This window comes from Bacillus fungorum (genome assembly GCF_002746455.1).
GTDB lineage: Bacteria > Bacillota > Bacilli > Bacillales > Bacillaceae_G > Bacillus_A > Bacillus_A fungorum.
Window position 1 is genome coordinate 93,120 of sequence record NZ_NWUW01000001.1, and the last position, 26,763, is coordinate 119,882.

Sequence of the window (26,763 nt, forward strand, 5' to 3'; positions counted from 1 at the left end):
ATAAGGACAAAACTATAGAAAAAGAGCATGAGGAGGGCCTATGGAACAAAAGCAACATCGAAAAGAAAGTGTTATCCATCTTATGTATCGCTTAGTTATGATTATTTTTGGGGCAGCATGCGCGGCGGTAGCGATTGAACTATTTTTAATGCCAAATAAAATTATTGATGGTGGAATTATTGGTATTTCTCTTATATTAGATTATCTTACTCCTAACATTTGGTGGTTAAGTTTTTCTACTTTAGTCGTTGTTCTCAATATCCCATTTATGTATTCAGGTTATAAGCAAATTGGAAAAACATTTATGTTATCTTCGACATTTGGTATTGTAGCGTTAGCTTTCATTGAGTCAACGTTACATGCGGTGCCACCATTTACAACAGAACCTATTTTAGCGACAGTGTTTGGTGGTCTTATTTTAGGCCTTGGTGTAGGACTTGTAATTCGTCATGGTGGGTCGTTAGATGGAACTGAAATTATGGGAATTTTATTAACGAAGAAATTACCGTTCTCTGTTGGTGAATTCGTAATGTTTGTGAACTTATTTATTTTTGCATGGGCAGCATTTGTGTTTGGTGTGGAACAAGCGATGTATTCTGTTATGACGTACTATATCGCATTTAAAACGATCGATACAGTAATTCAAGGGCTAGATGAAACGAAGGCGGTTTTAATTGTATCTGATCAATATGAGGAAGTATCAAATGCGATTTTGCATCGTCTTGGCCGTGGAACTACAAAGCTTGTAGCGAAAGGTGGTTACACGGATAAAGAAAAAGAAGTTATTTATGCAGTTGTAACGCGTCTAGAAGTGACGAAGTTAAAATCAATTGTGCATGAAATTGATGCGAATGCGTTTGTTACGATTATGAGCACGCAAGAGACAAATGGTGGTAAGTTTAAATCGGCTATTCACTAAAAATTTAATTGTAATATTTTTCGAAAGCAGAGAATTTTTCTCTGCTTTTTGTTATAATAATAAGGTTTCTTGAAAGAATAGATATATTTTAGGCAGATTGGTTTACAACTATAATAAGCTGTACTATAATTCAAATAGATATAAATCGGAATCATTCTGAATTAAAATAGGTGAGATGCTATGGATAATATATTAGAAATAGAAGGATTAACATTTCGATATGAAGATCGAAATGTGTTAGAAGATATTAATTTGCAAGTTCCCAAGGGAGCTTTTTTAGGTTTAGTTGGGCCAAACGGTTCTGGGAAATCAACTTTGCTAAAATGTTTATTAGGCGTTTTAAAGCCCAAACAGGGAAGTATTCGTTTGTTTGGTGTTGATAGTAAGAAGTTTAAAGAATGGAACAAAGTTGGTTATGTGTCGCAAAAGGCAAATAGCTTTAATTCTGGTTTTCCGGCAACTGTTTTTGAAGTTGTGTCAATGGGACTCGTTTCGAAAAAAGGGCTATTTCGCTTTTTCACGAAAAACGATAAGGAAAAGGTAGAAAAAGCGATTGCTGATGTAGGGATGAGTGAGTTTCAAGGGCGCAATATCGGAGAACTTTCTGGTGGACAACAACAGCGTGTATTTATTGCTCGTGCGCTCGTTAGTGATCCTGAATTACTTATTTTGGACGAGCCTACTGTTGGAATCGATGTGAAGAATGTAGAAAGTTTTTATGAGATATTAGAGGATTTAAACAAAAGATTAGGAATCACATTAATTCTCGTTACGCATGATATGGGGGCTGTTACCGAGAAAGTAACGCATGTTGCATGCTTAAACCAACATTTACATTTCCATGGAAATGTAGAGAAGTTCCGAGAGTTAGAAGATGCAGAAATGTCCGTCTTATATGGACATCATGTTCATCGTTTAGAACACGAGCATGAGCATCACGGGAGGATATAATGATACAAGATTTTTTACAATATGATTTTTTACGTAACTCTTTATATGCAGGGATTTTAATAGGGCTTGTTGCGCCGCTTATCGGTGTATTTGTTGTCATTCGCCGTATGTCACTTATTGCAGATGCATTAAGTCACGTGACATTATCGGGTATTGCTGCAAGTTTACTACTAGAAAAAACAATTTTCACAGGGGGATTTTTAAATCCGTTATATATGGGAATGATTTTTTCTATTGGTGGGGCGTTACTGATTGAAAAATTACGTACTGTATATAAACATTATCAAGAATTAGCAATTCCGATTATTCTTTCGGCAGGAATGGGGATTGGTGTTATTTTTATTTCACTTGCAAATGGATTTAACACAGATTTATTTAGTTATTTATTTGGTAGTGTAAGTGCTGTAACAAGTACGGATTTAATAATCATTGGCATTGTAGCAATTGTTGTTATTGTAACGATTACTTTATTATACAAAGAGTTATTTTTACTATCGTTTGATGAGGAATACGCTGTATCAACCGGTTTGAGTGCAAAGTGGATTCACTTTATTTTCATTATATTGGTTGCTCTTGTCATTGCAGTATCAATGCGTGTAGTAGGGGTTCTGCTGGTATCATCATTAATGACGTTACCAGTTGCAGCAAGTATTCGTATTGCAAATGGATTTAAACAAACAATTTTCTTTTCCATTTTATTTGGTGAAATTGCAGTAATTGGTGGAATGTTTGCTTCGTATCAACTTGATCTAGCACCAGGTGGTACAATTGTTATGATAGCAGTTCTTATTTTAATTGGTGCGATTTTATGGAAGAAGAAAAAAACTGCATAAAGTAGGGATAGATATGAATCTAACAGAAGCTTTACGCCTAATGAAAGATAAAGGATACAAACATACTGGGAAAAGGGAAGAAATGCTCAGGTTATTTGCAGCTCACAATCGTTATTTAACGGCGAAAGACGTTTTAGAGCATATGAAGGATGATTATCCAGGTCTTAGCTTTGATACAATTTATCGTAACTTAACGGTGTTTGCTGAAATTGGTGTTTTAGAACAAACAGAATTAAATGGTGAAAAACATTTTCGTTTTACGTGTTCTATTATGGAACATCATCATCATTTTATTTGTTTAGATTGCGGGGGAACGAAAGAGATTACTTCCTGCCCAATGGATTTTATGAATAAAGATTTTAACGGTTATGAAGTAACAGGTCATAAGTTTGAAATATACGGCCGTTGTCCAAAATGTGCAAAGTAAAATCTCGTCGGTTATATAACTGACGAGATTTTTTTACGTAGAAAAGAAGGTTGCTCACAAATATTGTGGGCAACCTTCTTTTTATTGTTCTTGTGTTTCTTTTTCTTTTTCTCGTTCAGCAGCCATTTCAGCAGCAATTACGTCGATTTCTTTTTTCAGTTCTTCTACCATTATTTCTTCTGGTACTTTACGAACAACTTGCCCTTTACGGAATAATAATCCTTCTCCACGTGCGCCGGCAATACCGATATCAGCTTCACGAGCTTCACCCGGACCGTTTACAGCGCAGCCAAGTACTGCAACTTTAATTGGTACTTGCAGTGTAGAGATATATTCTTCGACTTCGTTAGCGATGCTAATTAAATCAATTTCAATACGACCGCAAGTTGGACAAGAAATAAGTGTTGCTGCATTAGATGCAAGGCCGAATGACTTTAATAGTTCACGCGCAACTTTTACTTCTTCAACTGGGTCAGCACTTAATGAAATACGTAGTGTATTTCCGATGCCTTTATTTAAGATTGCTCCAAGACCAGCGGCACTTTTTACAGTTCCAGCAAATAAAGTTCCAGATTCTGTAATACCTAAATGTAATGGGTAATCAAAAGCACGTGCAGCTTTTTCGTATGCTTCAATTGCTAAGTTAACATCAGAGGCTTTCATAGATACGATAATATCGCGGAAATCTAAGTCCTCTAAAATTTTAATGTGATGTAGGGCGCTCTCAACCATACCATCAGCAGTTGGATATCCGTACTTTTCTAAAATGTGACGCTCTAATGAACCTGCGTTTACACCGATACGGATGGGAATACCGCGTTCTTTTGCTGCATTTACAACAGCTTCTACTTTATGGCGACGACCAATGTTACCTGGATTGATACGTACTTTATCAATGCCACCTTCAATTGCTTTTAAAGCAAGACGATAATCAAAATGAATATCAGCAACAAGTGGAATGTTGATTTGTTTTTTAATATCAGCAATAGCATTTGCTGCGCGTTCGTCTGGAACAGCAACACGCACGACTTGACAGCCAGCTTCTTCTAAACGTTTAATTTCAGCAACTGTTGCTTCAACATCATGTGTTTTTGTTGTTGTCATACTTTGTATAATTAATTCATTATTACCGCCAATTGTTAAATTACCGACTTTAACTGGACGTGTTTTTGTACGATGAGTCATTTCATTCACGAATAGATCGCTCTCCTTATAAAAGAAGTTTCTTATTTAGTCCCTCATATCAATGATAGTATACGTGATACAGGGCTATAGAAACCGAAGTGCTCGGTTTCACTTTTACTATTGTATCAGCGCCTTTATGTAATTGACAAGGATTAAGTGATTGCTTATTGATATAACGGGAATTTATAAGACTTTCCAATTTGTATTTTTGTAGCAGATGTATTTTTATTTAATTGTTTAAAATCATCAATTACTTTTTCGATAGAAGGAATTTTCTTTTTATTAATCGCTTCTGTAATTGAAAGAACCGTATCACCTGTTTTGACTTCAATTGTTTTATAAGTGACATCTGTTTCTTTTTCTGGTTTGTTCTCTTTATTTTGTTTTGTATCTGTGTTTTCTTGTTTTATCGTTTGGGCAGCGGTTGTTTTTTTATATGAACTTAACATCGGTAAAGTGCCGATTTTTATATCGTAATAAAATATATAACCAAGAACAAGCACGAATAAGAATATACCTAATCTCTTCATATTCTTCACTCCTTTGCTAGGAATATATGCTTGTCCAAAAAAAAAATGCCTATTTAGGCATTTTTTTCGTTCTTATTTTTCTTTCGGTTTTGGAACTTCTTTAATCGTTAAGTATAGAACAATTAAAACAACTGCGATATAAATGAATGTTGAACCAGGTACAACGATTTTGAATAAATCCATAATCATAAAGAAGATTGTTGGAATTGTATAGCTGTAAGCAGTTAACGTCCATACTTGCTTATAAGATAATTTACGCTGACCACTCATAGCAGAACCTATAAACGCGAGTAAAGTAATTCCTAAGAAAGTAATAAATAATTGGAATAGGTATACTAACGCTCCGATAACGGCTAGTAAAATTGGATAAATACTATCGAATACAGAAATGAAATCTTGCAAATCTTTCTTCTCAAGAGATGTCCCTAATAAATCATTGTAGGAGTATGTTTGTGTTTGACCATTTCCTATAGAAACTACTTTATCTTTTAAAATAAATAAACCGGTTTTATTTTGATATTTTTCGATATCTGTTGTATTTGGATCAAATACGAAAAGAGCATCTCCCTCTTCTTTTTCAATAGGTTGTTCAATATCAGCTTTTAGTTCACCATTTTCGATTTTAAAATCAGGTAAATCTTTTTCGATTGCTTGATGTACCATGGTAACACTATCTTGGATAAAGCTACCGTAAAAGAATGTTCTTGGAATAGTAGTGATTAGACAAAGTAGCATAATATAAAAAATGGTTTTTCCGATTTTTTGAAAACGGAATAGCGCCATATCTTTAGGCGAATATACGCTTTTGGCTAATTGGGTAAATATGGACATAGATTCACTTCCTTTATGTATGTATAAAATCATTGTAACGTAGGAATCTAGGGAATCTCAAGATATATTATATTTATATATAGTGGAGATAACTAAATTTCTTTTATTAATTTTCTTCTTTTGAATGAGAAAAATACAATTGACACTTTTCTTTTCTATATGGTAAATTTATCTTACATTTCTTAAAGGACATATCCGATAGGAATTCCTTTATTTGAAGTATTGTTACATACATAATTGTGGACCCTTAGCTCAGCTGGTTAGAGCAGACGGCTCATAACCGTCCGGTCGTAGGTTCGAGTCCTACAGGGTCCATATCCATTTCACATGTTTATTATGTCAGCAGGAAGCTTCCTTGTAGAAGGGAGCTTTTTTTATGAAATATATGAGCATTTTAATTGAAAAGAAGTGGGAATTTTGCTACTTTAATGATAGCAAGACAATGTGATTTATTTGTTTGCACCCTATGGCAATTAGGGTAGAATGAAGTTGTATGTCACTTACGTGGCAATACATAAACTGGGAGGAATATAACAATGGCAAAACACGAATTACCAAATTTACCTTATGCGTATGATGCTTTAGAGCCTCACTTTGACAAAGAAACAATGAACATCCATCATACAAAACACCATAACACGTACATCACAAACTTAAACGCTGCTTTAGAAGGTCATGCAGAATTAGCTGACAAAAGCGTAGAAGAATTAGTTGCAAACTTAAACGAAGTACCAGAAGCAATCCGTACAGCAGTACGTAACAATGGTGGCGGACATGCTAACCACACATTCTTCTGGACAATCTTATCTCCAAACGGTGGCGGACAACCAGTAGGTGAACTTGCAACTGCAATTGAAGCGAAATTCGGTAGCTTCGATGCATTCAAAGAAGAATTCGCAAAAGCTGGCGCAACTCGCTTCGGTTCTGGTTGGGCTTGGTTAGTAGTAAATAATGGTGAGTTAGAAGTAACAAGCACGCCAAACCAAGATTCTCCTCTAACTGAAGGTAAAACTCCAGTTATCGGTTTAGATGTTTGGGAACATGCTTACTACTTAAATTACCAAAACCGTCGTCCAGACTACATCGGTGCATTCTGGAACGTTGTAGATTGGAACGCTGCTGAAAAACGTTACCAAGAAGCAAAATAATTGTAATAACGATAGAAAAAGCTAGGAGAGTGCTCCTAGCTTTTTTCTATGCTTTCCTTTTACATAATTGGGCTTGTCTTTGGAAGACTAGAACATGAAGTAAAGGAGAGTTGTGTATGAAGTGGAAACATATAATTGGTGACGTTGAAGTGAATCGGGATTTAGTGTTATTGCTCCTTATTGGAGGTTTATACACGCTCGCAATTTCTTTATCGAATACGTTTGTTAACATTTATTTATGGAAACAAACACAAAATTATGTGAATCTTGGCTTGTATAATTTGGCCAGCGTTGTATTACAGCCTCTCACATTTCTTATAGGTGGGAAATTAGCGAAGCGTATTGATCGCTCAATCTTGTTAAGAATAGGCGTAGGCACGTTAGCAATTTTTTTTATCGTTGTTTTAGTAGCGGGAAAAAGCGCTTCTCACTATATTTTATTAATGGGGGCTCTTTTAGGAGTGGGATATGGTTTTTACTGGCTCGCGTTTAACTTATTAACATTTGAGATTACAGAACCAGAAACAAGAGATTTCTTTAACGGGTTTCTTGGACTTCTTACATCCTTCTCTGGCATGATTGGACCGATAGCAGCTGGATACACAATTTCGCGTATGGAGAAATGGAGTGGCTATACGGTCATATTCTTTCTTTCATTAGTGTTATTTGCAATTGCTGTTGTTTTAAGCTTTTTTTTATCTAAGAGAGAATGTGAAGGTAGTTATGAGATCACGCAAGTTTTGAAAGAGCGACGAATTGATAAAAATTGGGGAAGAATTACACGTGCTCATTTTTTCCAAGGATTGAGAGAGGGAACATTTATTTTTGTTATTTCAGTATACGTGTACTTAGCAACCGATAGTGAGCTCGCATTAGGAAAATATAGCTTAGTAAATTCTGCTGTATCATTTGTATGTTATTACTTAGTCGCTCGTATGTTAAAGAAAGAGTGGCGAAAAAAAGCAATTTTACTTGGAGGCATTATTTTATATGCGGTTGTATTTTTAGTTATATTTAATGTTACATACACAAAATTACTTATTTATGCAGCATGCATTGCGATTGCATACCCTATTTTACTCGTTCCGTATGGATCGATGACATATGATGTAATTGGTAGAGCGAAAAATGCGAGAGAGTGGCGTGTAGAGTATGTAGTTGTCCGAGAATTATGGTTAAATGCTGGAAGAATTTGTTCAGTTTTAAGTTTTTTATGTGCTGTATTATTCTTTCCGCCTGAAAAAAGTTTACCTTTTTTACTATGTATTTTAGGTGCTGGACATTTTCTTATTTATTTTGCAGTTAAAAATGTCAAATATGATGAGGGAAATGCGGGGAAAACAAGTGTTGTAGCGCAAGGAACCACGCAGAATCAAACTGAACCAGAAGGTTAACTTCTGGTTTGTTTTATGCTAGAATAGAAAAAGATGTAAGACAGCAGTGAGGGCACCTGTATGAAGGTGTCCCTTTCACATTACATAGCTGTTGGTAGAGGGGGTTTGTATGAGCAAGAAGCAGAAACAACAAAAGAAAAAGACTCACGTTCCTTTTCGGTTAAACGTGCTGTTTTTCTGCGTGTTTTTAATGTTCTCCGCGGTTATTGTAAGGCTTGGATATGTACAAATTGTTCGCGGTGAGGAATACAAGAATGAGGTGGAGAGGAAAGAGAACTCGACGATAAGTAATCCTGTACCACGTGGGAAAATATTTGACCGTTATGGGCGAGCTGTAGTAGATAATGCAGCTGTACGTACGATTACATTTACAAAAATGAAAGGATCAACTGCAGAGGCTCGCTTAGAAACAGCGAAAAAGCTAGCAGATTTGATCGAAGTACCAACAGATAAATTAACAGATCGCGATAAAAAAGATTATTGGCTTGCTATTCATAAAGAGGAAGCCAAAGAAAAAATTACGAATAAAGATCGTCAAGAGTTGAAAGATAAGAAAATTGACGATAAAGAATTAGATGAGCGTCAACGAAATCGCGTGACAGAAGAAGAAGTGAATCAATTATCCGCAAAAGATTTAGAAATATTAGCGATTAAAAGCAAAATGGACGGCGGATATGCAATGACACCACAAGTCATTAAGAAGGATGCAACAGATGAAGAATATGCGATTATTAGTGAAAAATTAGCGGAATTGCCAGGAGTAGATACAAGTGTCGATTGGGAACGAAAATATGTATATGATGGTGATTTGTTCCGAAGTGTACTTGGTGGTGTAACAACTTCTGACGAAGGTTTACCGAAAGAGCGTTTAGATTACTATCTTGTTCGTGATTATAATCGAAATGATCGCGTAGGGAAAAGTTATCTTGAACAGCAATATGAAGATAGCTTGCACGGTACGAAAGCAGAAGTGAAAAATATTACAGATAAAAACGGTAATATTTTAGAAACGATTAATGTATCAAAAGGGCAAAGTGGTAATGACTTGAGCTTAACAATCGATATGGATTTACAAAAGCGTGTAGAAGAAATTATCACGAAAAATTTATTGAAATATAAAGGCGGACAACCTCTTTTAGATCGTGCATTCGTTGTAATGATGAATCCGAAAAATGGTGAAGTTTTATCTATGGCTGGGAAACAGTTAGTGAATGAAAATGGCGAAACGAAAGTACAAGATTTCGCATTAGGAACGATGACAAGTTCATATCCGATGGGATCAACTGTCAAAGGTGCGACAGTACTTACAGGGTATCAAACAGATGCGATTCAACCAGGTTCAGTTCAACTCGATGAACCAATCAGATTAAAGGGAACGCCACCAAAATCTTCGTGGAAGACGATGGGATATATTAATGATTTAACAGCATTAAAAATGTCTTCTAACGTATATATGTTTAAAACAGCGATGAATATCGCAGGTGTTCAATATGTGAGAGGTGGTACGTTAGATATACCACAAAAAGCATTTGATACGATGCGTTATTATTTCGGACAGTTTGGACTTGGTGTGAAAACAGGCATTGATTTACCGAATGAATCAGCTGGCCAAACAGGTAGAGGAAATCAGCCAGGTTTCCTATTAGATTTATCAATTGGACAGTATGATACGTATACACCGCTTCAATTAGCACAATATGTTTCAACAATTGCAAATGGTGGTTACCGTATGCAGCCGCAAGTTGTGAAAGAAATTCGTCAACCTTCAGTGAAACCAGATGAAGTTGGAAAAGTTGTTCATTCAATGGAACCGAAAGTACTAAATCGTATTGATATGCCTGAATCACAAATTAAACGTGTTCAGGAAGGATTTAGACAAGTATTTAACGATTCTGGTGGTACAGCTGCGAAATACTTTACAGGTGCACCATATAAAGCTGCTGGTAAAACAGGTACAGCTCAAACTGTGTATGGCGGAGATCAAGAGATTGGTAGAAAGGCAAACGGTGAGCGTAAAGAGACATATAACTTAACTTTAGTAGGTTATGCGCCACTTGAAGATCCTGAAGTAGCATTTTCTGTTGTTGTACCTTGGGTAGATGATAAATCAGGTATTAACGGTTATATTAGCCGTGACATTATGGACGCGTACTTTGATTTGAAAAAGCAAGAAAATGGTGAAGCTTCAACAGATGAAAAAGACAATAAAAAGAAAAATAAAAATGTAGATCAAGGTGATGAATAAAAAGATTGTAAAAAAAAGCACACTAACTGAAAAGTTAGTGTGCTTTTTTTTATGGTTCATGCATACGTTTTAATAAAGTGGACAAGCATATAATAATATCGAAAAATTAAGAGGCTTCACAAATGATACGTATGCATCTCCTCTAGAGGATAACGGTTTATAGACCAATCATCAATGAAGATGCACAGTGGCTACGGATTAACATATTACTTAATGTTGATTCTTGTGGAACTTTACAAAACTTTTACAAACAATTAAAACCGAATTAATAGTTTAGCAGTATTCTTATATCTGTAATCCTGTTATTTCTGGTTACTTCTAGGAGGAAGAACACGTGAAATGGATAAGTGCATCGATTAAAGTTTTCATGCTGTCGACATGTTTCCTTTATGTTGGCACGTCTACTGCATTTGCTGAGAATGAAATGGGAGAAGTGAGAGTTGATGGATCCTCAACAGTTTTTCCTATTATAGAAGCAGTAGCGGAGGAATATACAAAGGTGCATCCGAACGTGAAAATTTCCATCAGTGTTTCTGGAACAGGAGGAGGATTTAATCGTTTCAGTAAAGGAGAAGTGGATATAAATAATGCTTCGAGAGTAATGAAACAAGTGGAAGAAAATAAAATGAAGAAAAACTCCATTCAGTTTACACCGTTCGAAGTCGCTTACGATGGTCTTACGATCGTTGTGAACCGCCAAAATACTTGGGTAGACAATATGACGGTAGACGAGTTACGTCTATTGTGGAGTGAAGATGAAAGCGAAAAGCGATGGTCACAAATTCATTCATCATGGCCACGTGAACAGGTGAAGTTTTATGCGCCAGGTGTAGACTCTGGTACGTATGATTATTTTCAAAATGTCATCTTACAAAATAGTCGCATTGTAAAAAAAGTCTCTTTGTCTGAAGATGATCAAGTTATTATGCAAGGGGTAATGAATGATAAAAATGCCATTGCTTTTGTAGGATATGCTTATTATATGGCCAATCGAGATAAGGTGAGAGCAATAAAAGTGAATGGTGTACTTCCGACGAAAGATACCATTCAATCAGGTAAGTATAAGCCATTATCTAGGTCGCTATTTGCTTATGTGAATGATGCATCTATCCGAAATAAAATGAATGTAGCAAATTATATTGAGTTTATGATTCAGCATGTTGGTAATCTCGCCGAAGAGGTTGGATATGTAAAATTACCAAAAGAAAAATACGATGAACAGCTGCGGATGTTAACAGAAATAAAAAGGTAATGTCAGGGTGGAAAGGGGTTTTCATCTTTGGCCTATAATGACAAAAGTCAAATTACATTTTCTGTACAACATTTGATTGAAAGAAATACAAAACAAAGAAAAAAAACGCAGCGAATCAATCGAATAGTTCCGTTATTACTAAAAATAATTGCTAGCGTTTCTATTGTGACGACACTTGGAATTATTTTTACGTTAGCAAATGAAACAATGATGTTTTTTCAAAAAATACCATTACACTCCTTTTTGATGGAGAGAGAATGGTTACCTTTTTTTGAAGATCCTAAGTTCGGTATATTACCACTTATATGTGGAACGGTCCTTGTAACAGCAATCGCTATGTTCGTAGCAATTCCAATCGGTTTAGCATGTGCTGTATTTTTAAGTGAATATGCTTCAAACGGTGCAAGGAAAGTATTAAAGCCGATGTTAGAACTACTAGCAGGTATCCCGACAATTGTATATGGTTTTTTTGCATTAACAGTTGTCACACCGCTTTTACAACGGATTATACCAGATTTACAGTTTTTTAATGCGATTAGTCCAGGTATTGTTATTGGGTTTATGATGATACCGACAATTGCATCTCTGTCTGAAGACGCAATGAGAGCTGTAGCGAAAGGAACGAAAGAAGCTTCGTTAGCACTTGGAGCAACTCGGTTTGAGATGGTAAAACAAGTCGTGTTTCCTTCGGCTTTTACAGGGATTATGGCAGCGATTATATTAGCGGCTTCCAGGGCAATCGGTGAAACGATGATAGTTGTAATTGCAGCGGGATCCACACCGAATGTATCGTTCGATCCGACACACTCTATTCAAACGCTAACAGCCTATATTGTGCAAGTGAGTTTAGGTGATGCTCCACATGGAACAATTACTTATTACAGTATGTACGCTGTAGGCGCAACGTTATTCTTGTTTACTTTTATAATGAACATCATTTCGCAGTCTATTATGCACCGCTTTAGGAGGGTGACATAATATGCGAATGTTGAATCATAAAAAAATACAAGAAAATATGGCATCACGTTTTTTAAAAGATCGAGTTTACAAATTGTTATTTTATATAGCAATTTTGTTTTCAATAGTAATACTACTTATTTTGCTTTTTCAAATTTTTGAAAAAGGTATAAGTTACCTTTCGTTAGATTTCTTTACAAACTTCGCTTCGCGTAATCCGAAAGAAGCTGGGATTGCTGCAGCTTTGTCAGGAACAATATTATTTATGAGTATTGTTATACCAGTCTCCTTTATATTTGGAGTCGGAACTGCTCTTTATTTAGAGCAATATGCGAAGGAATCTATATTTAAAAAGGTAATAGAAATTAATAATCAAACGTTAGCAGGAGTACCTTCCGTTGTATTTGGATTACTCGGCTTAACTATTTTTGTATATGCTCTTCATTTAGGTGAGAGTATCATTGCGGCGGCACTGACGATGAGTTTACTCGTCTTACCGACAGTTGTTGTAGCGAGTCAAGAAGCGATACGATCTGTACCAAGTTCATTATTAGAAGCTTCTTACGGATTAGGTGCTACGAAGTGGCAAACGATGTATCAAATTGTATTGCCATATGCTTTCCAAGGAATTATAACGGGTTGTACGTTAGCGATATCAAGAGCGATTGGAGAAGCGGCACCGTTATTAGTTATTGGCGCACTGGCATTTGCAAATTATGTTCCATTTAGTATGTTTGATAGATTTACAGTTTTACCAATTCAAATTTTTAATTGGATGAGTAGACCGCAAGAAGAATTTCAGTATGTAGCAGCTGCTGGGATGATTGTTTTGTTAGGTTTGTTGCTCTTTATCAATATATTTGTCCTATGGTTACGAAATCGAAAATAAGTTGGAAATGGATGAAAGGGGAATTCAAATGGTAGCAACAGTAGTAAATGTACAGGTGAAAAACGAGGAGAAAATCGAGACTGCGCCAAAGAAAGTAGTATTTGATACGAAAAACTTAAATTTATGGTACGGAGAAGACCATGCTCTAAAAGATATTAACTTAAGCATTCATGAGAATGAAGTTACAGCAATTATCGGGCCAAGTGGTTGTGGTAAATCAACGTACTTAAAAACATTAAATCGTATGGTAGAGTTAGTACCAATCGTTCGAACTACAGGTGTAATTGAATATAGAGAGCGCAATATATTTGATAAAGCGTATCCAGTTGAAGAATTACGAACACATGTAGGAATGGTGTTCCAAAAGCCAAATCCATTTCCGAAATCTATTTATGAAAATGTAGCATATGGTCCGAAAATCCATGGTATTCGTGACAAGAAAACGTTGGATGAAATTGTTGAAAAAAGTTTACGTGGAGCAGCGATTTGGGATGAGTTAAAAGATCGTTTACACGATAATGCATACGGATTATCTGGTGGACAGCAACAGCGCCTATGTATCGCACGTTGCTTAGCGATTGAACCAGACGTTATTTTAATGGATGAGCCAACATCGGCACTAGATCCAATTTCAACATTAAAAGTAGAAGAATTAATTCAAGAGTTAAAGAAAGACTTTAGTATTGTAATCGTAACGCATAATATGCAACAAGCAGCACGTATTTCAGACAAAACTGCTTTCTTCTTAAGTGGAGAAGTTGTGGAGTATACAGATACAAATAAATTATTTACGACACCTTCAGATAAGCGTACAGAAGATTATATTACAGGCCGATTCGGTTAATATCGTTAGCAAGGCTAAGAGCAAATACCCTCTTAACAGAGGGTATTTCTTATTTTCCTCAGAAGGAATATTTCTCCTATCTTAATGCTTATTACAGGGGTAAGAGGCTAAGTAGGAGATTTATCCCGCATTAACGGGCAGTAAAACTCCCAACTCAAAACTCGGCTGGAACAAAGAAGTTAGTCGGGAGATTAACTGCCCATAAACGCCCGATTGGTTCAACTAATAATCAGTGGGGATGAAAAACATCCCCACTGATTAAAGTTTCACTTTATATATAATGGCACATAATATTGAGGGGGAAGAAACAATGGTAAGAGAACAGTTTCAATGTGATTTAAAAACGTTACAGCAAAAGGTGATTGAGCTTGGCGAACTAGCGAGGGAAGCTTTATTGCTTGCTATGGAAGGTCTTCATAAAAAGGATGTAGAGAAAGCGTTAGAGGTAATAGATGGTGATTATCGTATGGATACTTTAGAAGAGGAAATAAATGATCTTGCGCTTATGCTTATTACGAAGCAGCAACCTGTAGCAAGTGATTTAAGAAGGATTTTCATTTCAATTAAAACAGCGACAGATTTAGAGCGTATTGCAGATCATGCTGTTAATATTGCGAAATCAACAATTCGCCTAGGGGAAAAAGAAGTGGCTATTAGTTTGCACAATCTTGATGAGATGTTTGCAATTGCAAATAAGATGTTACAGTTAGCGTTAGAAGCATATGAGCAAGAAAATTTAACTTTTGCGAAACAAATTGCCGAAATGGATGATTCTGTTGATGAAATATACGGGAAAGCAATTCGTGAATTTATATCTTCAGTTCCAGAACAACCAGAAGCAATTACACAAATTACACAATTATCCTTTGTAGCGAGATATATTGAGCGTGTAGCAGACCATATTACAAACATTGCTGAAAATGTTTTTTATTTAGTAAAAGGAAAGCACTACTTATTAAATGAATAAAGAAAAAGGCAGGTGAAACGTCACCTGCTTTTTTTAGTCAAAACATGACAAAAAAAGCTCGTTGTTTCCTTTAGTTTATGATGATAAGATGTATCATAATATAATGGAAAAAATAGGACATATATGTTGTTCGCTTATTAGGTAATATTTTACTAAGTTAATGGTAAGCGCTTTCTTTTTGTTGTATTTAAAAGGTACATGTATATAGGGTGTTTTACAACCTGTCAAAGCCCGAGTGGTCAGGGTTCATAATCAGTGCGAGATGAACAAAACTCACACGGATTAAAGTTTATTTTATACTGCTAGTTAATGCGGGGTAGATAATATACATATCGTATATGAAGTTACTGAACATTATATAAGTGGAGGCTGAAGTATATGAAGGGGGTTATTTTAGCTGGAGGAAAAGGACGACGCCTTAGACCATTAACATGTAATACTCCAAAGCCGATGTTGCCATTATTAGAAAAGCCAGTTTTGGAATACAATATTGAATTATTACGTCAGCATGGTATTCGTGACATTGCAATTACTGTTCAATATATGAGTACAGCTATTAAGCAATATTTTGGTGACGGCAGCAAATGGGGCGTTAACTTGTACTACTTTGAAGACTCTCCTCCGCTTGGAACTGCAGGGAGTATTAAACAAGCGGAAAAATTTTTAGACGAAACGTTTGTTGTCATAAGTGGGGATGCGTTAACTGATTTTCGATTATCAGAAGGAATTGCGTTTCATGAACAAAAGAAAAGAATGGTAACTATGTTTGTAAAAGAAGTAGAAAACCCACTCTCATTCGGTTTAGTTGTAATGAACAAAGAACAAGAGGTTACACGATATATAGAAAAACCGAGCTGGAATGAAGTAGTCTCTAATATTGTGAATACAGGTATATATATTATGGAGCCAGAAATCTTCTCTTACATACCGCCCCGAGAATTTTTTGATTTCAGTCAAGATGTGTTTCCATTATTGGCAAATAAGAACGCATTATTTGCATATTTGTCAGAAGGTTATTGGTTAGATATCGGTACATTTGATCAATATCGACAAGCACAATTTGATTTGTTAACGAAAAAATTGCAAGTACCTATTCCTTACACGGAAGTATTACCGATGGTATGGATGGGAGAAGGTGTAACGATTGGAAAAGGAACGAAAATTCACGGCCCTTCTCTTATTGGAGAAGGAGCAAAAATTGGTGCGGGAGCTGTAATTGAGCCGTACTCTATTATCGGGAAAAATAGTATTGTTTCAAGTTATTCTCATCTTCAAAAAAGTATTGTCTTTGCAAATGCGCATATTGGGCAGTATTGCGAGTTATTAGAGACGACAATAGGAGAGCATACAATGGTGGAAGATGACGTTACACTGTTTCAAAAAAGCATTGTAGCGGATCATTGTCATATAGGGAAAAGTACGGTAATTAAGCAAAAGGGAAAACTATGGCCATATAAGGCGATTGACAGTTATTCGGTAGTAGGATCGGCTGGTGTGCAAGAAAGTGAAAAGAGTGCAGGGTGGTTGCAAAAAAGCCGCATTGTAGGAAGAGGTAATGTTGAGATTACTCCTCAATTTATTGTAAAGGTTGCGATGGCATATGGATCTCTTTTTGTCAAAGGAGAAAGTATATTAATCGGGAGTCAAGAACATATAGAAACAACTTCTTATAAAAATCTCTTTCTTCATGCGATTCATGGTATCGGGGTTCATACGATGGAATGTAAAGAAATGAACGAGTCGCTTTTTCAGTATAGCATTCAGGATTTGCGATGTGCAGGTGGGGTTTTCATTCAAGTGGAAAATGAAAAAGAGGTCGTTATAAAGTTGTATGGTAAGGATGGGGTACAATTAACGTATAAGCAGCAAAAAGCGATAGAACAAGTATATATGTCTGAGTCGTTTTATTACGTATGTGAGAAAGAAATGGGACGGAATAAGCTAGTTCACGTTTCTTTACATGATTATATAGAGGCTGTATTAGAGCGTATTGATATTGAGAAAATACAAAAACAGAAGTTCCATCTTCTTATTAATAAGAGAAATGACATGTTGCAACATTTACTTATGCTCTTTTTGCAGAGGCTCGGATGCACAGTTACGTGGATTTATGCGGGGGAACAAAAGGATCATGTGAAAGCCTTGATGAAATCAAGTAAAGCAAATATGGCACTTATGTTTTCAGAGCGAGGAAACTATTTTGAGTTATATGATAATCATAGTAACATTTACCAAGGAACAGATTTTGAAGAGGTAGATATTCCAGATTTATTACTGGAATCGGCAGGTAATATTTACCCGATGTCTTTGAAATTAGGAGAATGTTACCTTCTATTTTATACGCAGGATGAAAAAAAGTCGTTTCAAGCAAGATGGAAGCGAGATATTTTATATCGAATAGGAAAATTATTTGAGTTAATAGCATTGCAGGGAAAAACGTTTCTCAGCATAGTAGAGCAATCACCTCCGCTTTATTTACTTTGCGATGAAGTTGTATGTTCATGGAATGAAAAAGGGAAAGTAATGAGGAAATTATTGGCTGATATGGAAAGAAAGGAAGAAGGTATATTTGAAGGAGTACAGTTTAAATATACCGAAAAAGAGTGGTCTTATATCGTTTCTGACACAAAACAACCGAAATTTTTAGTGTATTCGCATGCTAGAAACCCAGTAATAGCAAGAGAAAATATGAAAAACCTTATAGAAAAAATTAGACAATATCAAAAGGTGTAGAATTTTTATTTTAAAAGTGGTATTATAGTATAGTCTGATTTAAGTTATTAGTACTGGAGGGAAATAAGAATGCGTGTGAATATTACTCTAGCATGTACAGAATGCGGAGATCGTAACTATATCTCAAAGAAAAACAAACGTAACAACGCTGAGCGTATCGAGCTTAAAAAGTATTGCAAGCGTGACAAGAAGTCTACGTTACACCGTGAAACAAAGTAAGCAGTAGGAATATTTTCCTACTGTTTCTTTTTTTATTCGATTCCTCTGTTAAAAGTGATACACTATCATCGTAGAGAAAAGTATCACTGTGAGGGGGGAAAATGTGTGGGAGAAGAGAAACTACGTTTACGTAAACAAATAATAGAGCACATGAATTCTTTATCAGAAGAACGGTATACAACTTTATCAGAGCAAATTGCATTTTCGTTGTATGCGCAAAAAGAGTGGGCTGAAGCTAAAACAATTGGAATCACTCTCTCAATGGAAAATGAAGTGAATACATATCCTATTATCGAAAAAGCTTGGGAAGAAGGGAAGAAAGTTGTTGTTCCGAAGTGTAATAAAGGGACACGAACAATGTCCTTTCGGAAAATTAGTAATTTTGATCAATTAGAAATAGTGTATATGAATTTACGTGAACCAATTCCAGCGCTTACGGAAGAAGCGAATGCAGATGAAATTGATCTTCAAATCGTGCCAGGCGTAGCTTATACAGAGCGAGGAGAACGGATTGGATATGGTGGTGGCTATTATGATCGTTATCTCGTGCATTATAAAGGGAAAACGCTATCATTAGCTTATAGTTTTCAAATGGTGGAACATATTCCAGTAGAGCCGTTTGATAAAAATGTAGAAAAAATTATTACAGAAAAAGGAACAATAGTTATAAATGGTCTTGTATAGACAAATAAAAATTGACGGGACTTTTTCTTCTTGATTATAATAAAATATGTGAACGTTTTCTTATTATAATTTTTTATAGTAAGTGAGCATAGAGGGTGATGAAATGGTATCTATTTATGATATTCAACAATTGCTAAAGAAATTTGGTACGATTATTTATACGGGAGATCGAATTGCAGATTTACAATTAATGCAAGATGAATTGCGTGAATTAAATCAATCACAGCTAATCGATCCACAAGACTATCAAACAGCTTTATTTTTATTGAAGCAAGAAATTCAAAAAGAGCTAAATAAGAATTAGATAAAGGTAGGTAAGCAACATGGAAGAGAAATGGTTAGTTGGTGTTGACCTTGGTGGTACAACGATTAAATTAGCATTTATTAATGTATACGGTGAAATTTTACATAAGTGGGAAATTCCTACGAATACAAATGAGCAAGGAAAACATATTACGCTTGATGTAGCGAAAGCTATTGATAAAAAGTTAGAAGAATTAGGTGAATTAAAGAGTAAATTAATCGGTATTGGTATGGGAGCTCCTGGTCCTGTACACGTTGCGTCTGGAATGATCTATGAAGCGGTTAATTTAGGATGGAAAAACTATCCGTTAAAAGACTTATTAGAAGTAGAAACAGGATTACCTGTTGTTATTGATAATGATGCAAACTTAGCAGCGCTTGGTGAAATGTGGAAAGGTGCTGGTGAAGGAGCAAAAGATTTAATTTGCATGACACTTGGTACTGGTGTTGGCGGCGGTGTAATTGCTAATGGTGAAATTGTACACGGCGTAAGCGGTGCTGCTGGTGAGATTGGACACATTACAGTAGTTACAGAGAATGCTTTCCCATGTAATTGCGGGAAGTCTGGCTGCTTAGAAACAGTAGCGTCTGCAACGGGTATTGTACGTGTTGCTATGCAAAAAATACAAGAGACTGATAAAGAGAGTATGTTACGTTCTATGTTAGCAGAAGAAGGGCGTATTACATCAAAAGACGTATTTGAAGCACATGGACAAGGTGATGAACTAGCTGGTGAAGTAGTAGAAAAAGTAGCTTCTTATTTAGGGTTAGCTGTAGCGAACCTTTCTAGCACGTTGAACCCAGAGAAAATTGTTATTGGTGGAGGCGTTTCTAAAGCTGGAGATGCACTATTAGAACCAATTCAACGTTATTTCGAGCAATATGCTTTCTCACGTGCTGTAAAGAGCACGAAGTTAGCTATTGCAACACTTGGTAATGATGCAGGTGTTATCGGAGGAGCTTGGCTTGTAAAAAAGCACAAATACGAAGCGAAGATGATATAAGTTGTGAACAATGAAAAGAGGAAGGGGCAACCCTTCCTCTTTTTGTGCGATATCTTGATGAAGAATAACATGTAAATGAATTAAGCTGCTGGTGGGTACCCGTTATATAGAACAGTCATGATTGTAAACCATCCGAAAACGAGTACAGTTGCAATTGCAAAGCCGCTCGCGAAAAAGTTCTTTTCACGAAGTGTTCTAAGCGTAGCAAATACAGCTAACAGAGTGACAAGCGTAAAAATAATAACAAGGCCCATACAATATCCTCCTCTGTCTACCCATTCCTCAATATGAGTTTTTGGAATATTTACTCTTTTATATTGTACATGTTTTAAAAATGATTGTCGAGATAGCATCCTTTCTTTTCCTAAGAGAAAAAAATGTTGTATCATTGAAAGTAAGTTTAATAATTGGAGGAGATTTTCATATGAAATGGATACAAATGCCGTTAGGCCCATTACAAACGAATGCTTATATTTTAACGAATGATCAAAATGAGTGTATTATCTTTGATCCTGGTCACGAAGGAGAGAAGCTCGTTACATATTTACAAGAAGCACAGTTAAAGCCATTGGCTGTTTTATTAACACATGCTCACTTTGATCATATTGGTGCTGTTGACGCGGTAAGAGATGCCTTCCATATTCCTGTGTATGTACATAAAGAAGAAGCAGATTGGTTAGGCGATGCAACTGTAAATGGCTCTCAAATTTTTATGATGAATCGTAGCATTACAGCAAAACCAGCAGATCATATTATTGATGCAGAAGGTGCGCTAGCAATTGGTTCATTTAATTTTGAAATTTTTGAGACGCCAGGCCATTCTCCGGGCAGTATTTCTTATTACTGTAAAGAGGCGAATGCTGTATTTTCTGGAGATGTATTGTTCCAAATGAGCATCGGAAGAACAGATTTACCTGGTGGGAGTTTTGCTGAATTGATTGGAAGTATTGAAGAAAAATTATTTGTATTACCAGATGAAACAGCGGTGCTATGTGGACATGGTCCAGAAACAAGCATTGGTTTTGAAAAAGAAAATAATCCATTTTTACAGTAAGGAGTCATTATGAGATGGAGCTCATTTTAAAAGAATGGATGGGGAAAGAGAAGGATTATTCAATTTCGTATAGTACGTATATGAACCTTGTATTGTATACAGAGGGGCATGGCTATTATATGAAAGAACGTGAAAAAATTGGAAGACAAGGGGATTTTTTTACAAGTAGCAACGTATCCTCTGTTTTTGCAAGAACTTTTGCTAAGTTTTTTATTCGTCTTGTTGAAAACGGTGAAGTTGCTCCGAATATTTGTGAGATTGGTGGGGGAACAGGAAGGTTCGCCTATGATGTTTTACAAGAATGGAAGCAATTATCTCCAGAAACCTTTATTGATTTAAACTATTCAATGATTGAAATGAGCCCTTTTCATAGAAACTTACAGCAGAAAAATCTCTGCTCGTTTTCAAATGTGTCGTATTATACGTCGCATAGTGAAATGGGAGAATCGTTCGAAGGGATTCTTTTTTCGAATGAGTTATTTGATGCCTTTCCTGTTGAAGTAATTGAGAAGAGAAATGGAATATTGTATGAAGTACGTGTTACGTACACAGAGGAAGGGAAACTTGCAGAAGTATGTAGACCGTTACATAAAAAAATTGGTCGATACTTATTGAAATATAATATTCATCTTGCTGAAGGGCAGCGTTTTGAAGTGCCGATTGCGATGGAAGAATATATAAAAGAAATTGCGAAATGGTTTCAACGAGGTGTATGTATTACAGTTGATTATGGATACACAAAAGAAGAATGGATACATCCTGCACATCAAGAAGGAAGTTTACGAGGGTATTACGAGCATAAGTTAATCCGTAATCCTTTAGCGTATCCAGGTGAAATGGATCTTACTACTCATATTCATTGGGACGAACTGAAAGAGATCTTTAGCCTGCAAGGTATGAATACAGTGTGGCATAAGAAGCAATCTGAATTTTTGTTAGCGGCAGGAATATTAGATCAGCTTACGGGTCACCAAGATAGAAATCCTTTTTCTGAAACTCAAAAGCAAAATCGTGCAATACGTTCTATGGTTTTGAGCGGAGGATTAGGGAGTGCATTTGATGTTGTTATACATACGAAACATATGAAACAGTTACACTTGGATCGGTATTTGAAAATATAAAAAAACAAGACACAGCATATTTCTGTGTCTTGTTTTTTAATACGACTTATGTAGCATCATATATTTTCTCTCATGATATATATTTATATTAAAGATATGAGATGAAAAATATAAAATACGTCCTTTTTCTCTGTTTATGAGTCCCTAACCTAATAATACGCGAACGAGTTGAATAATTGTCTCGTTTTCTACTTTGTAATAAATTTCCAATCCTTTTCTTTCACTTGAAACGATTTTAGCACTTTTTAACTTTGCTAAATGCTGTGAAATTGTAGATTGTGGCATGTTTAAGCCAGTGTACATTGTAGAAACGTTACTTGGACCACGTTCAATTAATCCTTTTACAATACATAAGCGAACAGGATGAGCAAGTACTTTCAATAATTCTGCATTGCTTTCATATAGTTCTATTTCTTTTTGAAAGGTTTCTAACATGTTCTTTTCCACCTCCGTGTGAGCTGTTATACCATACTATACATACCAAAAAATTAAAGAAAAGAAAACAGTTGTTGCAGAAAAAAAGTCCTAAAGTAAAGAAATTGTAAGAAAAGAGACCCTGATGTAAATAAAGTAGATAAATTTGCACGGTTTTGTAAAATGACATTTTTGGGTGAAAATTTCGATGCGTTTTAAAAATTGAAAGATATAGATATATTTGTAACACAATTTTAGCATGATTTTCTTATTCTTTCAAATGAATATACAAAATTTTAAAAATAATATGACAAAGGAATTGTAATGTTATATATAGAATATAAAACAGGTTAAAAGAAAAGAAGCTGAATGTAGTCAGCTTCTTTATGGTGAAAACGAAATGTTTGAATATAGCTGATAAATCTTAGAATTACCAATACATTAGTTATGTATTCTAGCGTTCCTCTTTTATCAATTTTAAAAATCTGTGATTCCATATATTTTCATAAAAATCAATTGTCTCTTTTGCGGACATAAATGGATTATTTAACGTAGAGGTTGCTTTCTGTACCATGAAGTTTTCGTATCCTAGTCCATGAGCGAATTTAATCGTAGCATCCATACAGTACTCTGTTTGGGCACCACAAAATTCAATACGATGTACAGATAATTGATCTAAAATCTCTTTTAAGTTTGTCTGATAAAATGAATTTGCATGTGTTTTTCTTACAAAAAAATCTTGTTCTTGAACATCTAAATCAGCATGAATAGCCCAAAGTTTTTTTTCGGGTACTAAATCATCATCACAATGTTGAACGAAAAGAATTGGTTTATTTGATTCTCTGTATGAAGAAATTCTGTTATTTACTTTTGTAAGTAAGTTTTGTAAGTCAAATAAATGTTCTTCGCTATAACATACTCCATTTTGTAAATCGATAACGATTAAAACATCTACACAAGTATCCATTATTTTTGCCCCTTTTTTTACTTCTTAATATACCGATTAATTCATTAATTGGAAATAGATGGTGCTCTTTCGTTTTTTTTTTGAGCTATATGAAAAGTAAAATATGCTCAACAGCATAAAAAGAAGATATGATAACTTAATTTCATATCTTCTTTTCTCTCTATGCATTTACAGGTTCTTCTACATAAGAAAGGGCATTTTCAAAATCGGATATTAAATCGTCAACATTTTCAAGGCCGACTGATAATCGAAGTAATGAATTAGAAATACCTCTCTCATCACGAGCTTCTTGCGATAGTGCTGCATGGGACATTTTAGCTGGATAGGAAAGAATCGATTCGACAGCTCCTAAACTAACGGCAAAGACAGGTAATTTTATTTTTGATAAAAATTGGCGGAGTGCGTCTTCTGATTGTAAAGTGAAAGATAGGACAGCTCCGGCTGATGTAGCTTGAGATTGTTGAATATCAAATCCAAGATGTGTTTGTAAACCAGGATAATAGACATTTTGAACTTTAGCGTGCTCTTGTAAATAGTGTGCAATTTTATTGGCATTAGCCGCTGAATGCTCAAGACGTACATGCAATGTTTTTAGGCCGCGAAGCACAAGAGAACAATCTTGAGGACCTAAAATAGCGCCGAATGCATTTTGTAAAAATCCAAGTTTTTGAGCGAGTTCGGCATCTTTTACAACAGCTAATCCGGCAGTAACATCACTATGACCGGCAATGAATTTTGTGGCACTATGAAGAACGACATCGGCGCCAAGATCAAGCGGTTTCTGGAATAGTGGTGTCAAAAATGTATTATCAACAAAAGTAAGGGCATTAATAGATTTTGCAAGTTTAGAAACAGCACGAATATCTGTCACTTTCAAAAGTGGATTAGAAGGTGTTTCCACATAAAAGAGTTTTGTATTTGGCTTAATGTTCTGCTTTATTTCTTCTAAATTGGTCATATCAACAAATGTATGTGAAACACCGTAACGGGAGAGAACTTCAGTTATAATTCGATAAGTGCCTCCGTATACGTCTTCTGAGATGAGTACGTGATCACCTTGTGAAAGAAGGAGGAATGCAGTAGAAATCGCTGCAATTCCTGATGCAAAGGCAAATCCTTTTGTTCCGCCTTCTAATAAAGCAATGATATCTTCAAGAGCTTCACGTGTTGGATTACCAGATCTGCTATAGTCATATTTCCCGAACGTATCTACATCAAATTGGTGAAATGTTGATGTGTTATAGATGGGAACGTTAACAGCTCCTGTTTGCGAGTCATGTTTATATTGGTTGTGCAGTAAGAGTGTATCTATAGAATAACTCATATTCTTACACCTTCTTTTACAAGTTTAATAGCTTGCTGTAAGTCTTGAATTAAATCGTTACTATTTTCAATGCCAACGGAAAATCGAAGAAGACGATTGCATACACCGTTTGCTGTTCTGATTTCTTCAGGAATATCAGCGTGTGTTTGCGTTGCTGGATATGTCATTAAACTTTCAACACCACCGAGACTTTCAGCAAATGTAATTAAGGATAAAGATTGTAAGAATGGATTAATCCATGTCTCATCTTTAAGACGAAATGAGATCATGCCGCCTCTTCCTGGATAAAATACATCTGTTACCCCGTCTTCATCATTTAAATAAGCAACAACTGCTTTTGCATTTTCTTCATGTTGTCTCATACGAAGAGCTAACGTTTTCATGCCACGAATTAATAACCATGAGTCAAATGGGCTTAAGACTGCACCTGATGCGTTATGATAATGAGCGATCTCCTCACAAAGTTCCTTTCCTTTTGCAACGACAAGTCCGCTTAGTACATCGTTATGCCCACCTAAATATTTCGTTGCACTATGCAGCACAATGTCAGCACCTTCTGTTAATGGCTGCTGTATATAAGGCGTGTAGAATGTATTGTCTACGATAAGTAGTAGTCCGTGTCTTTTCGCTACTGTTGCGACAGCGGCAATATCAGTAACTTGCATTAATGGATTAGTCGGAGTTTCTATGAAAATAGCCTTCGTTTCAGTTGTGATAGCTTGCTCAATTTGTTTAATAGATTGTGTATTTACGTATTTACATCGAACATTCCATTTTTTTTCGTGCTCAGAAAATAATCGATATGTTCCCCCGTATAAATCTTCAGATACAATAAGTTCGTCCCCGGAACGGAATAATGAGAGGACGAGGAGAACAGCTGCCATCCCAGAACTACAGGCATAACCTTGTTCACCGTATTCTAAGTCTGCGATTGCCTGTTCTAAAAGACCGCGAGTTGGATTGCCAGTTCGTGAATAGTCAAATCCAGTAGATTTACCAATTCCTTCATGACGATAAGCAGTTGAGAAATAAACAGGCGGATTAACAGTTCCTGTTGTAGTTTCGCTCCGATTCCCGATTTGTGCTAGTTTTGTTTCGATAGTTGACATGTAAAAATTCCTCCTTTTTAAATTAACAATTAAGTGAATATAAAGTGAAACTTGAATCAGTAGGGGATCATCCTCCGCTGATTATCAGCTCTCACCGATCGAGATAAAATAAAAAAAGCCTTCTAAGAAGAAGGCTTTCGGTTTGAATAGAGTCTTCTTCTCATCTGTCAAATCTTTTACAATTTGCTGGAATTAGCACCTTATTAACAAATGTTAATGGTTGCTGAGGCGTCATAGGGCCAGTCCCTCTACCTCTCTAGATAAGAATGTTCGTATGAAATTTTATTATGTTTTTAACTTTACACCAAAAGATAATCGAATTGCAACTTTATTTTGAAAATTTTTTATTTTTACGCAAGTGTCATTGACTTTTGTATTTGTGCGTGCTAAATTTATTAAAAAAATTAACAAACATTGCTAAAAGGGGAACGCATTTCCTTTTAGCTACATAAATAAAAT

General features: G+C 35.6%; 27 protein-coding genes, 1 tRNA gene and 1 riboswitch. Of the genes, 20 read left to right on the forward strand and 8 right to left on the reverse strand.

The genetic code is table 11. From position 1 onward, the window contains the following. Positions 1-40 precede the first annotated feature (40 nt). The 4 genes from CO726_RS00530 to CO726_RS00545 all read left to right on the forward strand — a co-directional run bounded on the left by CO726_RS00530 (position 41) and on the right by CO726_RS00545 (position 3,130). Positions 41-919, forward strand: coding sequence for a YitT family protein (locus CO726_RS00530; RefSeq protein WP_098760878.1), 879 nt, complete (start codon positions 41-43; stop codon positions 917-919). 180 nt (positions 920-1,099) lie between these two features. Then, on the forward strand, positions 1,100-1,870 hold the full coding sequence (locus tag CO726_RS00535) for a metal ABC transporter ATP-binding protein (RefSeq protein ID WP_099682992.1): 771 nt from the start codon (positions 1,100-1,102) through the stop codon (positions 1,868-1,870). Further along, the gene (locus CO726_RS00540; RefSeq protein ID WP_000613823.1) at positions 1,870-2,703 is read left to right on the forward strand and encodes a metal ABC transporter permease; all 834 of its coding nucleotides are present in this window, start codon (positions 1,870-1,872) and stop codon (positions 2,701-2,703) included. The genes CO726_RS00535 and CO726_RS00540 overlap by 1 nt, the downstream gene beginning before the upstream one ends. 13 nt (positions 2,704-2,716) lie before the next feature. After that, the gene (locus CO726_RS00545) at positions 2,717-3,130 is read left to right on the forward strand and encodes a Fur family transcriptional regulator (protein WP_001054512.1); all 414 of its coding nucleotides are present in this window, start codon (positions 2,717-2,719) and stop codon (positions 3,128-3,130) included. An 81-nt stretch (positions 3,131-3,211) separates the two neighbouring features. Here CO726_RS00545 and ispG read toward each other — a convergent pair whose 3' ends face one another. The 3 genes from ispG to CO726_RS00560 form a co-directional block, all read right to left on the reverse strand. Beyond that, complete coding sequence (gene ispG, locus CO726_RS00550; RefSeq protein WP_136699328.1) at positions 3,212-4,315, reverse strand: flavodoxin-dependent (E)-4-hydroxy-3-methylbut-2-enyl-diphosphate synthase; 1,104 nt, start codon at positions 4,313-4,315, stop codon at positions 3,212-3,214. Positions 4,316-4,479: 164 nt separating this feature from the next. Next, positions 4,480-4,845, reverse strand: coding sequence for a hypothetical protein (locus tag CO726_RS00555; protein ID WP_098760875.1), 366 nt, complete (start codon positions 4,843-4,845; stop codon positions 4,480-4,482). A 72-nt stretch (positions 4,846-4,917) separates the two neighbouring features. Further along, entirely contained in the window at positions 4,918-5,676 is a 759-nt protein-coding gene (locus CO726_RS00560) for a DUF1189 domain-containing protein (protein ID WP_099682994.1), read from the reverse strand. Between the two features lie 241 nt (positions 5,677-5,917). Here CO726_RS00560 and CO726_RS00565 point away from each other — a divergent pair. From CO726_RS00565 to glcK, 14 genes are all read left to right on the forward strand, one after another. Continuing rightward, a tRNA-Ile gene (locus tag CO726_RS00565) sits at positions 5,918-5,991 on the forward strand. A 221-nt stretch (positions 5,992-6,212) separates the two neighbouring features. Then, the gene (gene sodA, locus CO726_RS00570; protein WP_001052031.1) at positions 6,213-6,824 is read left to right on the forward strand and encodes a superoxide dismutase [Mn]; all 612 of its coding nucleotides are present in this window, start codon (positions 6,213-6,215) and stop codon (positions 6,822-6,824) included. 116 nt (positions 6,825-6,940) lie between these two features. After that, entirely contained in the window at positions 6,941-8,218 is a 1,278-nt protein-coding gene (locus CO726_RS00575; protein ID WP_060632288.1) for an MFS transporter, read from the forward strand. A gap of 109 nt (positions 8,219-8,327) precedes the next feature. Further along, entirely contained in the window at positions 8,328-10,463 is a 2,136-nt protein-coding gene (locus CO726_RS00580; RefSeq protein ID WP_098760872.1) for a peptidoglycan D,D-transpeptidase FtsI family protein, read from the forward strand. Positions 10,464-10,797: 334 nt separating this feature from the next. After that, the gene (gene phoX / locus CO726_RS00585; RefSeq protein ID WP_099682995.1) at positions 10,798-11,715 is read left to right on the forward strand and encodes a phosphate ABC transporter substrate-binding protein PhoX; all 918 of its coding nucleotides are present in this window, start codon (positions 10,798-10,800) and stop codon (positions 11,713-11,715) included. A gap of 27 nt (positions 11,716-11,742) precedes the next feature. Next, positions 11,743-12,693, forward strand: a complete 951-nt coding sequence (pstC, locus tag CO726_RS00590) for a phosphate ABC transporter permease subunit PstC (RefSeq protein ID WP_099682996.1) — start codon at positions 11,743-11,745, stop codon at positions 12,691-12,693. Between the two features lies 1 nt (position 12,694). After that, entirely contained in the window at positions 12,695-13,561 is an 867-nt protein-coding gene (pstA, locus tag CO726_RS00595; protein WP_099682997.1) for a phosphate ABC transporter permease PstA, read from the forward strand. A 28-nt stretch (positions 13,562-13,589) separates the two neighbouring features. Further along, positions 13,590-14,405 carry a phosphate ABC transporter ATP-binding protein gene (pstB, locus tag CO726_RS00600; protein ID WP_098760868.1) on the forward strand — a complete coding sequence of 272 codons (816 nt, stop codon included), beginning with the start codon at positions 13,590-13,592 and terminating at the stop codon, positions 14,403-14,405. 310 nt (positions 14,406-14,715) lie between these two features. Beyond that, complete coding sequence (gene phoU / locus CO726_RS00605) at positions 14,716-15,372, forward strand: phosphate signaling complex protein PhoU (protein ID WP_099682998.1); 657 nt, start codon at positions 14,716-14,718, stop codon at positions 15,370-15,372. Positions 15,373-15,750: 378 nt separating this feature from the next. After that, positions 15,751-18,105 (forward strand): sugar phosphate nucleotidyltransferase, encoded by a 2,355-nt coding sequence (locus tag CO726_RS00610; protein ID WP_099682999.1) that lies wholly within the window; start codon positions 15,751-15,753, stop codon positions 18,103-18,105. A 69-nt stretch (positions 18,106-18,174) separates the two neighbouring features. Beyond that, on the forward strand, positions 18,175-18,324 hold the full coding sequence (rpmG, locus tag CO726_RS00615; RefSeq protein ID WP_001265616.1) for a 50S ribosomal protein L33: 150 nt from the start codon (positions 18,175-18,177) through the stop codon (positions 18,322-18,324). Positions 18,325-18,429: 105 nt separating this feature from the next. After that, positions 18,430-19,008, forward strand: coding sequence for a 5-formyltetrahydrofolate cyclo-ligase (locus CO726_RS00620; protein ID WP_099683000.1), 579 nt, complete (start codon positions 18,430-18,432; stop codon positions 19,006-19,008). 103 nt (positions 19,009-19,111) lie between these two features. After that, positions 19,112-19,312: a YqgQ family protein gene (locus CO726_RS00625; RefSeq protein WP_000253699.1), complete on the forward strand. Its 201-nt coding sequence runs from the start codon at positions 19,112-19,114 to the stop codon at positions 19,310-19,312. Positions 19,313-19,331: 19 nt separating this feature from the next. Continuing rightward, positions 19,332-20,315 (forward strand): glucokinase, encoded by a 984-nt coding sequence (gene glcK / locus CO726_RS00630; protein WP_002173469.1) that lies wholly within the window; start codon positions 19,332-19,334, stop codon positions 20,313-20,315. Between the two features lie 80 nt (positions 20,316-20,395). Here glcK and CO726_RS00635 read toward each other — a convergent pair whose 3' ends face one another. Next, positions 20,396-20,569 (reverse strand): DUF2759 domain-containing protein, encoded by a 174-nt coding sequence (locus tag CO726_RS00635; RefSeq protein ID WP_000524852.1) that lies wholly within the window; start codon positions 20,567-20,569, stop codon positions 20,396-20,398. A gap of 170 nt (positions 20,570-20,739) precedes the next feature. Here CO726_RS00635 and CO726_RS00640 point away from each other — a divergent pair, with 170 nt between their 5' ends. Both CO726_RS00640 and CO726_RS00645 read left to right on the forward strand, forming a co-directional pair. Beyond that, on the forward strand, positions 20,740-21,369 hold the full coding sequence (locus tag CO726_RS00640; protein WP_098760864.1) for an MBL fold metallo-hydrolase: 630 nt from the start codon (positions 20,740-20,742) through the stop codon (positions 21,367-21,369). A gap of 14 nt (positions 21,370-21,383) precedes the next feature. Continuing rightward, positions 21,384-22,490 (forward strand): class I SAM-dependent methyltransferase, encoded by a 1,107-nt coding sequence (locus CO726_RS00645; RefSeq protein ID WP_099683001.1) that lies wholly within the window; start codon positions 21,384-21,386, stop codon positions 22,488-22,490. A 144-nt stretch (positions 22,491-22,634) separates the two neighbouring features. Here CO726_RS00645 and CO726_RS00650 read toward each other — a convergent pair whose 3' ends face one another. The 4 genes from CO726_RS00650 to metI form a co-directional block, all read right to left on the reverse strand. Next, positions 22,635-22,925 carry an ArsR/SmtB family transcription factor gene (locus CO726_RS00650; protein WP_000894375.1) on the reverse strand — a complete coding sequence of 97 codons (291 nt, stop codon included), beginning with the start codon at positions 22,923-22,925 and terminating at the stop codon, positions 22,635-22,637. A 433-nt stretch (positions 22,926-23,358) separates the two neighbouring features. Next, entirely contained in the window at positions 23,359-23,871 is a 513-nt protein-coding gene (locus CO726_RS00660) for a cysteine hydrolase family protein (RefSeq protein WP_099683002.1), read from the reverse strand. Between the two features lie 160 nt (positions 23,872-24,031). Next, on the reverse strand, positions 24,032-25,195 hold the full coding sequence (gene metC / locus CO726_RS00665) for a cystathionine beta-lyase (protein WP_099683003.1): 1,164 nt from the start codon (positions 25,193-25,195) through the stop codon (positions 24,032-24,034). Further along, positions 25,192-26,304 carry a cystathionine gamma-synthase/O-acetylhomoserine thiolyase gene (gene metI / locus CO726_RS00670; RefSeq protein WP_099683004.1) on the reverse strand — a complete coding sequence of 371 codons (1,113 nt, stop codon included), beginning with the start codon at positions 26,302-26,304 and terminating at the stop codon, positions 25,192-25,194. The genes metC and metI overlap by 4 nt, the downstream gene beginning before the upstream one ends. 157 nt (positions 26,305-26,461) lie before the next feature. Continuing rightward, positions 26,462-26,571: riboswitch (SAM riboswitch) on the reverse strand. Positions 26,572-26,763: the final 192 nt, after the last annotated feature.

Coding starts and splice junctions, on each gene's coding strand:
- glcK (WP_002173469.1), top strand. CDS start 19,332: ATGGAAGAGAAATGGTTAGTTGGTGTTGACCTTGGTGGTACAACGATT.
- CO726_RS00575 (WP_060632288.1), top strand. CDS start 6,941: ATGAAGTGGAAACATATAATTGGTGACGTTGAAGTGAATCGGGATTTA.
- phoU (WP_099682998.1), top strand. CDS start 14,716: ATGGTAAGAGAACAGTTTCAATGTGATTTAAAAACGTTACAGCAAAAG.
- CO726_RS00535 (WP_099682992.1), top strand. CDS start 1,100: ATGGATAATATATTAGAAATAGAAGGATTAACATTTCGATATGAAGAT.
- CO726_RS00560 (WP_099682994.1), bottom strand. CDS start 5,676: ATGTCCATATTTACCCAATTAGCCAAAAGCGTATATTCGCCTAAAGAT.
- CO726_RS00610 (WP_099682999.1), top strand. CDS start 15,751: ATGAAGGGGGTTATTTTAGCTGGAGGAAAAGGACGACGCCTTAGACCA.
- CO726_RS00645 (WP_099683001.1), top strand. CDS start 21,384: ATGGAGCTCATTTTAAAAGAATGGATGGGGAAAGAGAAGGATTATTCA.
- CO726_RS00640 (WP_098760864.1), top strand. CDS start 20,740: ATGAAATGGATACAAATGCCGTTAGGCCCATTACAAACGAATGCTTAT.
- metC (WP_099683003.1), bottom strand. CDS start 25,195: ATGAGTTATTCTATAGATACACTCTTACTGCACAACCAATATAAACAT.
- CO726_RS00545 (WP_001054512.1), top strand. CDS start 2,717: ATGAATCTAACAGAAGCTTTACGCCTAATGAAAGATAAAGGATACAAA.
- CO726_RS00530 (WP_098760878.1), top strand. CDS start 41: ATGGAACAAAAGCAACATCGAAAAGAAAGTGTTATCCATCTTATGTAT.
- pstA (WP_099682997.1), top strand. CDS start 12,695: ATGCGAATGTTGAATCATAAAAAAATACAAGAAAATATGGCATCACGT.
- sodA (WP_001052031.1), top strand. CDS start 6,213: ATGGCAAAACACGAATTACCAAATTTACCTTATGCGTATGATGCTTTA.
- CO726_RS00540 (WP_000613823.1), top strand. CDS start 1,870: ATGATACAAGATTTTTTACAATATGATTTTTTACGTAACTCTTTATAT.
- CO726_RS00555 (WP_098760875.1), bottom strand. CDS start 4,845: ATGAAGAGATTAGGTATATTCTTATTCGTGCTTGTTCTTGGTTATATA.
- CO726_RS00635 (WP_000524852.1), bottom strand. CDS start 20,569: ATGGGCCTTGTTATTATTTTTACGCTTGTCACTCTGTTAGCTGTATTT.
- ispG (WP_136699328.1), bottom strand. CDS start 4,315: ATGACTCATCGTACAAAAACACGTCCAGTTAAAGTCGGTAATTTAACA.
- CO726_RS00650 (WP_000894375.1), bottom strand. CDS start 22,925: ATGTTAGAAACCTTTCAAAAAGAAATAGAACTATATGAAAGCAATGCA.
- CO726_RS00625 (WP_000253699.1), top strand. CDS start 19,112: ATGGTATCTATTTATGATATTCAACAATTGCTAAAGAAATTTGGTACG.
- rpmG (WP_001265616.1), top strand. CDS start 18,175: ATGCGTGTGAATATTACTCTAGCATGTACAGAATGCGGAGATCGTAAC.
- CO726_RS00580 (WP_098760872.1), top strand. CDS start 8,328: ATGAGCAAGAAGCAGAAACAACAAAAGAAAAAGACTCACGTTCCTTTT.
- metI (WP_099683004.1), bottom strand. CDS start 26,304: ATGTCAACTATCGAAACAAAACTAGCACAAATCGGGAATCGGAGCGAA.
- CO726_RS00660 (WP_099683002.1), bottom strand. CDS start 23,871: ATGGATACTTGTGTAGATGTTTTAATCGTTATCGATTTACAAAATGGA.
- pstB (WP_098760868.1), top strand. CDS start 13,590: ATGGTAGCAACAGTAGTAAATGTACAGGTGAAAAACGAGGAGAAAATC.